We start from the raw sequence: 11,656 nt of genomic DNA, 5'->3' as shown, positions 1-11,656 counted from the left end.
CGATCAGCGCGGACGACGCGGCGCATCCGGGTGGTACGTGCGCTGACGCTCGATCCGCGGGCGGCCGGAGGACGCCCCGATGTCCACTGCCCCACCGACCACGACCTCGCCGAGCCCCACGCGCACCCCACGGACCGGCCCGGTGCCCTTCACCACGCCGCCGCGGTGGTCCGGGTCGGGTTCGCGGTGGTCGCCGCCGTCCTCGAGCTCGACGTCGCGCACGGACACCGGCCCGAGCACCTGCGCGCCCACACCGATCCGCGCCGGCCCCTCGACGAGACACCCGGCCGTCAGACGAGCCCGACCACCGATCACGACGTCGGCCCCGTCCGCGACGACGGTGACGGGGCCCGGGCCAAGTTCGGCGCCCTCCCCGATGTGCACCGTCGCCGCAGACGCCACGACGGTCACGGGTCCGGGGCCCAGGCGGGCACCGGTAGCCAGCGTGATCGCCCCACCGTGACAGGTCTCGAGCGTCGTGGACGGGTACAGCACCACGCCAGGCAGGACCGACACGCCCACCCCGATCAGGACGGACGCCGGATCGAGGACCCGGACCTCGGGCGAGAGAGCGGCCACCTGCCGGACGGTCAGGAACCCGGCCGCACGACGGGCGTCGTCGACTGCTCGCTGCGCGGGGTCGGTGTCCATCCAGCGAGCCTCTCACGTGTGCGGCGTACGGTGAGCGCATGGCCCGCGCCCCGAAGGACCAGTCGATCGTGCCCCTGCCGACCGCACCGGTCTCCCCCACCACGTCCGACCCCCGAACGCAGCAGGTCCAGCCCACGGGCTGGGCGAAGTGGCTCGATCGGGTCATCAGTGTGCAGCGTCCCGTCGTGGTCGCGCACGTCAACGCGATCCGTCGCCGCAAGCCCGACGCGACCCCCGCCGAGGTGATCCAGATCCTCGAGCGGCAGTACCTGGCAGCGGTGACGACCGGCGGTGCCGCGGTCGGTGCGAGCGCGGTGATCCCCGGCGTCGGGATGGCCGCTGCGCTCGGACTGAGCGGCGCCGAGACGGTCGGGTTCCTGGAGACCACCGCGCTGTTCGCACAGTCGGTGACCGAGGTGCACGGCATCGCGCTGGACGACCCAGAGCGCGCCCGCACCCTGGTGATGGCGATGATCCTCGGTGCGCCGGGCACGCAGCTCATCAAGCAGCTCGCCGGCCAGGCTGCCGGCGGGCAGGCCCGGACGGCGTTCTGGGGCGAGATGGTGACGTCCTCGCTGCCGAAGCAGGTCGTCAACGGCATCGGTGGACAGGTCCGCGACCAGTTCATCAAGCGCTTCGCCATCCGGCAGGGCGGTTCGGTCATCGGCCGCGCGCTGCCGTTCGGCATCGGAGCGGCCGTCGGCGGTTTGGGGAACCACGCCCTGGGGCGCAAGGTGATCCAGGCGTCGCGGACGGGGTTCGGCATGCCGCCGGCGGAGTTCCCGATCGTGCTGACGGTCACACCGGCTGCCGAGAAGACCCGGCGTGCCCTGCCGTGGAAGCGCGGCGCGGGCAAGGACCAGGACCTCTGGACCGAGCCGGGGCAGGACGACCCCCGCTCGAAGCGTTAGCCAGGACGACCGAGAACGGTCCGGCACGCCGACCGAGAACGGCCCGGCGCGACGACCGAGCAGGGTCCGGGCACGGATGCTGATCACCCGAGCCCGGGCCGTTCGTGCAGCTGCGCCCTAGAAGGACCGCACCGGCGTCGTCACGACCTGCCCGGCGTGGGCGAACCCGCCACCGAACCCGAACAGCAGGGCCGGCACCCCCTCCGGGAGGTCGCCGCGCTCCCAGGCCTTCGACAGGCCGAGCGGCACACTCGCGGCCGAGGTGTTCCCGGACTCGACGACGTCGCGGATGACGAACTTGGACTCCCCGCCGAGCGCGGTGACGAGCGGCTCGATGATCCGCAGGTTCGCCTGGTGGAACGCGAACACCTCGATGTCGTCCATCGTGAGTCCGGCGGCCTCGACGACCTTGCGGGCGTGCCCCTCGGCCTCGGTGATGGCCCAGCGGTAGATCGAGCGACCCTCCTGGTTGAAGCGCCCCGGCGACCCTTCGACACGCACGGCGTCGAGCAGATGCGGCACGCTCCCCCACGACACCGGGCCAATCTCGGGCGTCTCGGCGACCCCGAGCACGGCGGCACCGGCCCCGTCACCGACGAGCACGCACGTCGACCGGTCGGTCCAGTCGGCGATGCCGGACAGCACCTCGGACCCGATGACGAGCGCGACGTCGGCCGAACCGGTGCGGATGGACTGGTCGGCGAGCCCGAGCGCGTACTCGAAGCCGCTGCACGCGGTGTTGATGTCGATCGGCGCCGGGCCGTTCGTCATGCCCAGTGCGGCGGCGACGCGGCCTGCCGTGTACGGGGCGCGGTCCTGGTGGGTGGTGGAGGCGACGATGACGAGTCCGACGGCCGAGGGCGACACCCCGGCGTCGGCGAGGGCACGGCGTCCGGCCTCGATGGCCATCGACGTGACGGTGTCGTCTGGACCGGCGATCCGACGGGTCTGGATCCCGGTGCGGGTGCGGATCCACTCGTCGTTCGTGTCGACCATCGTCGAGAGCTCGTCGTTGGTCAGGACGCGTTCGGGCTGGTGGTGTCCGAACCCGAGGATCCGGCTGCCGCGGAGTGCTGGGATGTTCATCGTCGGCACGTTACCCCCTCACCCCACCGCCGCATGCCGACCGGGGCATGCACGGCACGCGGGACGGTCACTTCCGCGCGGCAGCGGTCGCGCGGTCGTTCGCCTTGCCGATCGCCTCGACCAGCTCGTCCTTCGTCATCTTCGAGCGGCCGCTGACGTCGAGCCGCTTCGCGACGTCCATCAGGTGCGCCTTCGAGGCGTTCGCGTCGACACCGCCCTCGGTCTTCCCGGATGAGCCCGAGCCAGCACCACGCGAACCGGCGGCATCGGAGTCGGACGGCCCGGAGGACTCCTTCTCCTCCCAGTGGTCGCCGACCTTCTCGTACTCGTGCTTCACGGCGGCGAACGCCGTGCGGTGCGCCCGCTCACCCGGGCCGTACGTCTCGTTCGCCGAGTCCAGTGTCTTCTCGAAGATCTCCTGCGCGTGCTCCGGGGACCGCTGCAGGGTGCTGGGGATCTCGTCCTTGGCTGGCATGGCTGCTCCTCTCGAGTGGTCCTCCCTGACTACTCCCCGCCACTCGACCGGTACTCCCAGGGCCTGGCGCCACCAGGGCGTCACGAGTAGACCCGTCTCATGGACTACACACACCTCGGTCGCACCGGTCTGTCCGTCTCCCGCGCCGTGCTCGGCACGATGAACTTCGGCCCGGAGACCAGCGAGGACGACTCGCACGCGATCATGGACCGGGCCCACGAGCTCGGCGTCAACTTCTTCGACACCGCCAACGGCTACGGCGGCTCGGTGGGCAAGGGTGCCACCGAGGAGATCATCGGACGGTGGTTCGCCAAGGGTGGCGGTCGCCGCGAGAAGACGGTCCTCGCCACGAAGGTCTACGGCGAGATGACCGACTGGCCGAACGGCGGCAAGCTCAGCGCCCTGAACATCCGGCAGTCGCTCGACGCGAGCCTGCAGCGGCTGCAGACCGACCACATCGACCTGTACCAGTTCCACCACGTCGACCGTGCGACGCCGTGGGACGAGATCTGGCAGGCGATCGACGTCGCCGTGCAGCAGGGCAAGGTCCTGTACGTCGGCTCGTCGAACTTCGCCGGGTGGCACATCGCCCAGGCCCAGGAGGCAGCGAAGCGCCGGAACACCTTCGGCCTGGTCAGCGAGCAGTCGATCTACAACCTCGTGGTCCGCGACGTCGAGCGCGAGGTCCTGCCCGCCGCCCGCGCGTACGGCCTCGGCGTGATCCCCTGGTCGCCGCTGCAGGGCGGCCTGCTCGGCGGCGTCATCGAGAAGACCGAGAACGGCTCCCGTCGGCTCTCCGGCCGCAGCGCCGAGTACGTCGACGCGCACCGCGACCAGCTGCAGTCGTACGAGTCGCTCGCGAAGGAGCTCGGCCACACGCCCGGCGAGCTGGCCCTCGCCTGGCTGCTGCACCAGCCCGGCGTCACCGCGCCGATCACAGGCCCCCGCACGATGGAGCAGTGGGAGTCCGCGGTCCGCGCCGTCGACATCCGCCTCGACCAGCGTGCGCTGGACCGTCTCGACGAGATCTTCCCGGGGCACGAGACCTCGCCGGAGGACTACGCGTGGTGAGCTGAGCCCGGAAAGCAGGGCACAGCCGGGAGGCGCGGTGCGGGTCGGACCCGCACCGCGCCTCCCGTCCGTGGTCACGTCGAGAACGCGACCAGCGCAACGACGACGGGCCCCGCGCCTGCTGTGTGCGCGGGGCCCGTCGTCGTGCGGGTGGTGCCTGGTGACTAGCGGACGCTGACCGGGCTGTCGTCGGTCTGCTCGTAGAGGACGTAGCCCTCTTCGCCGTGGACCGCGGTGTCGATGCCGGCGACCTCGTCCTCGGTCTTGACGCGGAAGCCCATCGTCTTCTCGATGATCCAGCCGATGACGAAGGCCAGGACGAACGAGTACGCGCCGACGGCGCCCGCTGCGGCCGCCTGCTTGCCGAGCTGCTCGAACGAGCCCGAGTAGATCAGGCCGGTGTCGTTGGCGAAGAAGCCGAGGAACAGCGTGCCGAAGATGCCGCCGACCAGGTGGACGCCGACCACGTCGAGCGAGTCGTCGAAGCCCAGGCGGTACTTCCAGTCGATGGCGAAGCAGCAGACGATACCGGCGAGGAAGCCGAGCAGGATGCCCCAGCCCGGGGTCAGCGCGGCACAGGCCGGGGTGATCGCGACGAGGCCGGTGACGGCACCCGATGCGGCGCCGACGGAGGTGGCCTTGCCGTCCTTGAGCTTCTCGATGAGCAGCCAGCCGAGGATGGCGGCGGCCGGGGCGGCGAGGGTGTTCACCCAGGCGATCGCGGCGATGCCGTCAGCAGCGCCCTCGGAGCCGGCGTTGAAGCCGAACCAGCCGAACCACAGGATGGCGGCACCGAGCAGGACGAAGGGCGGGTTGTGCGGCTTGTGCGCACCCTTGGCGAAGCCGACGCGCTTGCCGAGCACGATCGCCAGGGCGAGACCCGCTGCACCGGCGTTGATGTGCACCGCGGTGCCACCGGCGAAGTCGATGACGCCCCACGTGGCGGCCCAGCCCGAGGTCAGGTTGAAGACCCACGAGGCGACCGGGAAGTAGACGACCGTGACCCAGACGCCGGCGAAGACCATCCACGCGCCGAACTTGGCGCGGTCGGCGATGGCGCCGGAGATGAGCGCGACGGTGATGATCGCGAACGTCGCCTGGAAGCCGACGAAGGCCATCGACGGGTACGCCGCCTGGATGTTCGAGGACTGCGCTTCCTCGAAGGCCTGGCCGAGGCCGATCTGGTTCCAGTCGATGCTGAAGAACCCGACCACGCCGGAGACCGCGGTGCCGTCGCCGTGGTTGGCGAAGGCGATCGCGTAGCCGTAGACCACCCAGAGCACGCTCACGAGCGCGATCGCACCGAACGACATCATCATCATGGAGATGACGGACTTGGCCTTCACCAAGCCGCCGTAGAAGAAGGCCAGGCCGGGTGTCATGAACAACACCAGCGCAGCCATCACCAACACGAACGTCGTGTTGCCCTGATCAAGCATCTGCTCACCTCTCGATTGCACGAGCGGCTCTTGGACCGCCTCGGGTGTCACAGAGTCTGGCGAGGCGAGGTTTCACGAGGGAGCACGAACTGTTTCGCGGATGTAACGCGACCGCGCCGTTTGTAAACGTCGTGTTTCCAGCGGCCCGATGTCCCCTGCGCGAGGGGCAGGAGACCGCCGTGGACAGATCGGTCTGACGGCGAGCGACGCTCAGGCGCGGGTGAGCGCCACCACGCGGGACGCCGCGCGCAGGTACTTCTTGCGGTACCCGCCCTCGAGCATCACGTCGGGGTACACCTGGTCGAGCGGGGTGCCCGAGGCGACGATGCGCACCTGCGCGTCGTACAGCCGGTCCACCAGGGCGACCCAGCGCAGCGCGTCGGTCTGGTCGGTGAAGGCCCGGACGTCGGTGAGCCCGACGGCGTCGAGGTCCTCGACCAGCGCGACGTACTTCGACGGGTGCACGGAACCCAGGTGCGCGACCACCGCGCCGAAGTCGTCGAGCGTCACGGAGCCGGACGGCAGCGCGGCGGGCACGTCGGACACGACCTGCGCCGACTCGTCCACGGCACGTCGGCGGTAGTCGAGGCCGTCGATGCGCATGGTGTCGAACCGGTCCGACATCGCCTGGATCTCGCGCAGGAAGTCCTGCGCGGCGAAGCGTCCCTCACCCAGCGCGCCAGGGGGCGTGTTCGACGTCGCGGCGAAGCGGGTGCCGGTCTCGGTCAGTTCCTTGATGAGCCGGGTCATCACCATCGTGTCGCCCGGGTCGTCGAGCTCGAACTCGTCGATGCACACCAGTGCGGTGCCGCGGAGCAGGTCGACGGTCCCCTGGAATCCCAGGGCGCCCACGAGCGCGGTGTACTCGATGAAGGTGCCGAAGGTCTTCCGGCCGGTGGCCGCGTGGTAGGCGGCTGCGAGCAGGTGGGTCTTGCCGACACCGAACCCGCCGTCCAGGTACACACCGGACTTCGCCGCGGGTTCCGCCGCCTGCTTCCGGCGCCCGAACAGCCCGCGCCGCGGGGCCTCCGTCGGACCGGCGGCCACGAACGCGGCGACGGCATCGCGGACCGAGGCCTGCGAGTCGTAGTCCGGGTCCGGCCGGTACGAGTCGAACGACGCGTCCGTGAACTGCGGCGGGGGCACGAGCGCTGCAGCCATCTGCTGCGGCGTCACCTGGGGATCACGGTCGACGAGGTGAGCGGGCAATCGGGGAACCCTTCCGGGAAGCATGTCGTGGGGTGTCACGTTGCGTCAGGAGCACGGTACGTCCGCGTACCGTTGCCCACAGGCACCGACGCCCGATCCTAGTCCGGCACCGGCAGCACGCACCCGGGCACCAAGCCCGCCCCGCACCACGCTCGCCCCGCACCACGCTCCCCCGCACCCCTGGAGGTACCCCCGATGACCGCACCGGTCGACCCGTCCGAGAAGTTCGCCGCCTACGCGCACCCGGAGCGCCTCGTCTCCACCGAGTGGCTGCAGGAGCAACTCGACGCCGGGGCCGGCGCGCCCGACCTGGTGGTCGTCGAGTCCGACGAGGACGTCCTGCTCTACGAGACGGGGCACATCCCGGGCGCCGTGAAGATCGACTGGCACACCGACCTCAACGACCCGGTGCAGCGCGACTACATCGACGGCGCCGCCTTCGCCGAGCTCCTCGGCGGCAAGGGCATCGGCCGCGACACCACCGTCGTGATCTACGGCGACAAGAACAACTGGTGGGCCGCGTACGCCCTCTGGGTGTTCACGCTGTTCGGTCACGAGGACGTCCGCCTGCTCGACGGCGGTCGCGGCAAGTGGATCGCCGAGGACCGCGCCCTGACCACCGACGAGACCCCGACCACGCCCGTCGAGTACCCCGTCGTCGAGCGGCACGACGAGCCCGTCCGCGCCTTCAAGGACGACGTCCTCGCGCACCTCGGCAAGCCGCTCATCGACGTCCGCAGCGCCCCGGAGTACAGCGGGGAGCGCACGACCGCGCCCGACTACCCGGAAGAGGGCGCGCTGCGCGGCGGCCACGTCCCCACCGCCGTGAACATCCCCTGGGCGACGGCCGCCGCCCCCGACGGCACCTTCAAGACGCGCGACGAGCTCGACGCCGTCTACCGTGACGGCGCCGGCATCGGTGACGCCGACGAGGTCATCGCCTACTGCCGCATCGGTGAGCGCTCGAGCCACACCTGGTTCGTCCTGCAGCACCTGCTCGGCTACGACAACGTCCGCAACTACGACGGCTCGTGGACCGAGTGGGGCAGCGCCGTCCGCGTCCCCATCGTGCAGGGATCCGAGCCGGGTACTGTTCCGAACCGATGAACGCCAGCACCGACGCACCACTCCCCGCCACCCTCGCCGAGATCCGCGACGACTTCCTCGCCCTGGGCCAGAAGGACCGCCTGCAGCTCCTGCTCGAGTTCTCGAACGAGCTGCCTGCGCTACCCGAACGCCTGCAGGGGCACGAGGACGAGCTCGAACGGGTCGAGGAGTGCCAGTCCCCCGTCTTCATCACGGTGACGGTGGGCGAGGACGGCGACGCCCCGGACGTGGTCCGGATGCACGCCACCGCCCCGCGCGAGGCGCCGACCACCCGCGGCTTCGCCTCGATCCTGGCGCAGGGACTGTCCGGCCTCACCGTCGAGCAGGTGCTCGCCGTCCCGACGGACTACCCGTTGACCATCGGCCTGTCCGAGGCGGTCAGCCCCCTGCGGATCCGCGGCATGGTGGGCATGCTCGGACGCGTGCAGCGTCAGGTGCAGGCGGCGGTCGCGTAGACGCGACCCGTTGACGGACGGGAGGCGCGGTGCCAGCTGGCACCGCGCCTCCCGTCCGCCCTCCGGTTGCGTCTACCGCGCGCTGGCCGCCCCGCGCCGATGGACCACCTCGGTGAGCCAGGCGAGGATCCGGGCGTCGAACCAGTCGGCGTCGTGGTTCCAGAGCTTGGTGTGCCGGGCCGTGGTCTGGATCTCGAGCCGCACCAGGTCGGGCCGTGCGCGGGCCAGGTCGTGTGAGGCCGAGGACGGAACGAACCCGTCGTCGTCGCTGTGCAGCAGCAGGATCGGCACCGTGAGCTCGTCGGATCGCGTGACCATGTCGAGCTCGCGCAGGTCCACAGGAGCCTGGAGCCCGGCGAGCCGGTGCAGCACCGGCGTGCGGAGCAGCCGCTGCGCGACCTTGCGGACCGGACGTGGCAGGCGGAGGAGCTGGCTCTGCGACTTCAGGACGGCGTGCCAGTCGACAACCGGAGACTCGAGGACCACCCCGTCGACCAGACCGGCGAAGCGCGAGCGGAGCAGGGTCTGCAGCACGACGGCGCCGCCCATCGACCAGCCCATGAGCACGACGCTCTGGGCGTCCTGCGCGGTGAGCCAGCGGAGGACGGAGTCGACGTCCTCCCACTCGGTGCTGCCGAGGCCGTAGCGGCCGTCGACGCTCGGCGGGGCGACACCGTCGTTCCGCCACGAGGCGAGCACCACCGAGTACCCGGCGGCGCGGAAGACCGGGACGGCGCGGATCGTCTCGGCTCGCGTGACGCCACGGCCGTGCACCAGGACGGCCCAGGGCGCTGCCGGGTCGTCGGCGCGGACGACCCAGGCGGGGGCGGGGCCGTTCGGGGTGGGGATGTCGACGTCCTCGACGGGCACGTCGAGCTCGCCGGGGGTCAGGTAGAACCAGCCGCCCCAGCGTCCGCGACGTGCGGCGGTCGGGTCGCCGGCGTCGATCGCGATGATGCGGCGCGTGACGGTGGTGTCGGTCGTTCCGAGGACCTCGCCGACGCGCATGTGGCCGGTGCCGCCGCCGAACCAGAGCGAGTAGCGGCCCTGCAGCTCGGTGTCGGCGGTGCGCTCGATCGTGACGGTCCTGCGGACGGGGTCGACGGCGTGGATCGGGACGCGTTCGTTGCGCTTGCGGTCGGGGGTGACGACGGCACGGGCGACGGCGGCGACGAAGCCACCGATGACGGCCGTCCCCACCGCGGCAGCTGCCAGACCGGCGCCGAGTGCGATGAACCCGGCCGATCGAGCGGTCTCCTGGACGACGTCCTCGGCGGGTCGCGCGGATCGGGACATGGCCCGGAGCCTAGTCTGCATGTGTGTCCGAAACCCGAGAGCCCGACGCCTTCGCGCGGCTCCGCGCGTTCGTGTCCGGCGGCAGCGGCCGTGCCGAGACCACCGTCACCGAGATCCCCTCGCCGACCCGGATCGCACCGTTCTCGATCGCCCTGGCGGCGGACGTGTCCGGCACCGCGCACGGCGTCGAGTCGGACCTGGGAACCGGCCGGTTCATCGCCCTGTACGACCCGGAAGAACCCGAGGGCTGGGGCGGCGCGTTCCGTGTCGTCTCGTTCGCGCAGGCGCCGCTCGAGCCGGAGATCGGGGTCGACGAGTTCGTCGCCGACGTCACGTGGAGCTGGCTCGTCGACGCCCTCGAGTCGCACGGTGCGACGTACGACCACGCCTCGGGCACGGCCACCAAGATCATCTCGCGCGGGTACGGCGACCTCGCCGCACAGGGCGACGGCGCCCAGCTGGAACTCCGCGCGTCGTGGACACCACGCGGCGACGACCTCACCGCACACGTCCGGGCCTGGCAGGACATCGTCGCCATGCTCGCCGGTCTGCCGCCCGCATCGGACGGCGTGACCCTGCTGGCCCCGAGGAGGCTCGCCAAGTGACCGACCCCGCTCCCCAGGACGCCGCTGGCCCCGCTACTGGCTCGGCCGCTCCGGCCGCCGCCGCCGGCCCGACTGCCGCCGCCGCCGGCCCCGCCTTCGAGGCATCGCACGACGCCGTCAAGGTCATCGACACGCGCGAGGACTACCTCGAGGCGGTCGCCGCCATCGCCGCCGGCCACGGCCCCGTCGCGGTCGACGCCGAGCGCGCCAGCGGCTACCGCTACTCGCAGCGCGCCTACCTGATCCAGGTGTTCCGCCGCGGTGCCGGTGCGTTCCTGTTCGACCCGATCCCGATCGGCGACTTCTCGGAGCTGCAGGCCGCCATCGTCGACGAGGAGTGGCTGTTCCACGCCGCCTCGCAGGACCTGCCGTGCCTGCAGGAGGTCGGCCTCGTCCCGACGCGCATCTTCGACACCGAGCTCGGCGCCCGCATCGCCGGGTTCCCCCGGGTCGGCCTCGGCGCCGTCGTCGAGCAGCTGCTCGGCATCACCCTGGCCAAGGCGCACTCGGCCGCCGACTGGTCGACCCGTCCCCTGCCGCAGTCGTGGCTCGTCTACGCATCGCTCGACGTCGAACTGCTGCCCGACCTCCGCGACGCCCTCGCCGAGAAGCTCGACGAGGCCGGCAAGACCCGGATCGCCCAGGAGGAGTTCGACGCGGTCCTGCACCGTGCGCCGAAGCCCGCCCGTGCCGAGCCCTGGCGTCGACTGTCCGGCATGCACGCGCTCCGTGGTGCGCGAGCACTGGCGATCGCCCGGTCGCTCTGGCTCGCTCGCGACGAGTACGCCCGCCAGGCGGACATCGCACCCGGGCGCACGATCCCCGACTCGGCCATCGTCGCCGCCGCGGCCGCTGCGCCCGAGTCCCGCGCCGAACTCGGTGCGCTGAAGACCTTCACGGGCCGCGCCAGCCGTTCCGAGCTCGACCGCTGGTGGGCCGCCGTCGAGGAAGGCCGCACCACCGAGGACCTCCCCCGTCTGCGCGGTGCCGGCGAGGCCACCCTGCCCCCGCCCCGAGCCTGGGCGGACCGCAACCCGGCCGCCGACCGCCGGTACAAGGCCGCGCGCGCCGCGGTGACGAAGCGTGCCGAGGAACTCGACATCCCGCTCGAGAACCTGCTCACGCCGGAGACGCTCCGGCTCGTGTCGTGGGCCCCGCCGTCGCCGCCGTCGACCGAACTGGTCGGCGCCGCCCTCGCCGAGCACGACGCCCGCCCGTGGCAGGTCGAGGAACTCGCGTCGATCATCGCCTCGGCCTTTGTGGCTGCTGCACAGCGGCCCGCGGCGACGGACGACGACGAGTCGTAGGAACTGCCCAACCGGCATGCGGCCGCCCAGGCTGGGGGCATAGC

12 protein-coding genes are annotated in these 11,656 nt (G+C 71.6%); 6 read left to right on the top strand and 6 right to left on the bottom strand.

What is annotated here, in order from left to right; translation table 11 throughout:
* Positions 1 to 3: 3 nt before the first annotated feature.
* Entirely contained in the window at positions 4 to 651 is a 648-nt protein-coding gene (locus DEJ11_RS08515; protein ID WP_111103782.1) for a hypothetical protein, read from the bottom strand.
* A gap of 38 nt (positions 652 to 689) precedes the next feature.
* Between DEJ11_RS08515 and DEJ11_RS08510 the strand changes: the two genes are divergently transcribed.
* A complete protein-coding gene (locus tag DEJ11_RS08510) occupies positions 690 to 1,562 on the top strand; it encodes a hypothetical protein (RefSeq protein ID WP_181440847.1) in 873 nt (290 codons plus the stop codon).
* A gap of 117 nt (positions 1,563 to 1,679) precedes the next feature.
* On the opposite strand, the gene DEJ11_RS08505 is transcribed toward DEJ11_RS08510, so the two are convergent.
* A complete protein-coding gene (locus DEJ11_RS08505; RefSeq protein ID WP_111022822.1) occupies positions 1,680 to 2,648 on the bottom strand; it encodes a beta-ketoacyl-ACP synthase III in 969 nt (322 codons plus the stop codon).
* Positions 2,649 to 2,715: 67 nt separating this feature from the next.
* Positions 2,716 to 3,123 carry a ChaB family protein gene (locus DEJ11_RS08500; protein ID WP_111103784.1) on the bottom strand — a complete coding sequence of 136 codons (408 nt, stop codon included), beginning with the start codon at positions 3,121 to 3,123 and terminating at the stop codon, positions 2,716 to 2,718.
* Positions 3,124 to 3,222: 99 nt separating this feature from the next.
* Here DEJ11_RS08500 and DEJ11_RS08495 point away from each other — a divergent pair, with 99 nt between their 5' ends.
* Entirely contained in the window at positions 3,223 to 4,194 is a 972-nt protein-coding gene (locus DEJ11_RS08495; RefSeq protein WP_111103786.1) for an aldo/keto reductase, read from the top strand.
* Positions 4,195 to 4,358: 164 nt separating this feature from the next.
* Here the strand turns inward: DEJ11_RS08495 and DEJ11_RS08490 are convergent, their stop codons facing one another.
* Positions 4,359 to 5,633 carry an ammonium transporter gene (locus DEJ11_RS08490; RefSeq protein ID WP_111030006.1) on the bottom strand — a complete coding sequence of 425 codons (1,275 nt, stop codon included), beginning with the start codon at positions 5,631 to 5,633 and terminating at the stop codon, positions 4,359 to 4,361.
* Positions 5,634 to 5,843: 210 nt separating this feature from the next.
* Positions 5,844 to 6,866: a cell division protein ZapE gene (zapE, locus tag DEJ11_RS08485; RefSeq protein WP_111030005.1), complete on the bottom strand. Its 1,023-nt coding sequence runs from the start codon at positions 6,864 to 6,866 to the stop codon at positions 5,844 to 5,846.
* 171 nt (positions 6,867 to 7,037) lie between these two features.
* On the opposite strand from zapE, the gene DEJ11_RS08480 reads away from it, so the two are divergent.
* Both DEJ11_RS08480 and DEJ11_RS08475 read left to right on the top strand, forming a co-directional pair.
* Positions 7,038 to 7,949, top strand: a complete 912-nt coding sequence (locus DEJ11_RS08480; protein ID WP_111103788.1) for a sulfurtransferase — start codon at positions 7,038 to 7,040, stop codon at positions 7,947 to 7,949.
* On the top strand, positions 7,946 to 8,404 hold the full coding sequence (locus DEJ11_RS08475; RefSeq protein WP_027465483.1) for a SufE family protein: 459 nt from the start codon (positions 7,946 to 7,948) through the stop codon (positions 8,402 to 8,404). The genes DEJ11_RS08480 and DEJ11_RS08475 overlap by 4 nt, the downstream gene beginning before the upstream one ends.
* A gap of 72 nt (positions 8,405 to 8,476) precedes the next feature.
* On the opposite strand, the gene DEJ11_RS08470 is transcribed toward DEJ11_RS08475, so the two are convergent.
* A complete protein-coding gene (locus tag DEJ11_RS08470; protein WP_284176733.1) occupies positions 8,477 to 9,700 on the bottom strand; it encodes an alpha/beta fold hydrolase in 1,224 nt (407 codons plus the stop codon).
* Between the two features lie 23 nt (positions 9,701 to 9,723).
* On the opposite strand from DEJ11_RS08470, the gene DEJ11_RS08465 reads away from it, so the two are divergent.
* A complete protein-coding gene (locus tag DEJ11_RS08465; RefSeq protein ID WP_017886108.1) occupies positions 9,724 to 10,305 on the top strand; it encodes a DUF3000 domain-containing protein in 582 nt (193 codons plus the stop codon).
* On the top strand, positions 10,302 to 11,612 hold the full coding sequence (locus DEJ11_RS08460; protein ID WP_502866916.1) for an HRDC domain-containing protein: 1,311 nt from the start codon (positions 10,302 to 10,304) through the stop codon (positions 11,610 to 11,612). The genes DEJ11_RS08465 and DEJ11_RS08460 overlap by 4 nt, the downstream gene beginning before the upstream one ends.
* Positions 11,613 to 11,656: the final 44 nt, after the last annotated feature.

This window comes from Curtobacterium sp. MCLR17_058, assembly GCF_003234705.2.
GTDB classification, from domain to species: domain Bacteria; phylum Actinomycetota; class Actinomycetes; order Actinomycetales; family Microbacteriaceae; genus Curtobacterium; species Curtobacterium flaccumfaciens.
The sequence above is the reverse complement of the archived record's forward strand: the minus strand, read 5'-3'. Positions and strand labels throughout refer to the sequence as shown.